Source organism: Bacillus sp. 05T31, assembly GCF_056396725.1.
In genome coordinates this window covers 1-387 of the sequence record NZ_JBFTMA010001468.1, presented here as the reverse complement: position 1 = coordinate 387, position 387 = coordinate 1, and the positions used below count along the sequence as shown (strand labels likewise).

The following is a 387-nucleotide window of genomic DNA, read 5'->3' as shown; positions in this document are numbered from 1 at the left end:
GGTTTAAGCTGTTCATGTACTTCTAAAAGTTCACTTCCTGTCGCTACAATTCCAATAACCGGCTGTTTTACAACATGTACGGAACTATAACCAAACGTAGCAAGAAGCGCCGCTACTCCAGGGTTAATAGAAGTCCCTTTTTTCACAAGTATGGCATTTTGTTTTACATCTTCTCCTTTAAAAGAAATGTTATCACCAGCAGCGAAAGAGCGTTTTAATGTCATATACGTCTTTTCGTTTTCTTCAAATCCTTCCGTTAGCTCTAACATAACAACAGCATTACACCCCTCTGGAATTGCGGCTCCTGTCATAATACGGACAGCTTGAAATGTTTTCACTTCTTCTGTAAAAACAAAACCTGCTCCAATTTCACCAATCACTTCAAAC

At 39.0% G+C, this 387-nt stretch carries 1 pseudogene; it reads right to left on the bottom strand.

Annotation, left to right across the window (positions count from 1 at the left end):
- A pseudogene (locus tag AC1DJR_RS33875) lies at positions 1-387 on the bottom strand (molybdopterin molybdenumtransferase MoeA); the annotation flags it as partial.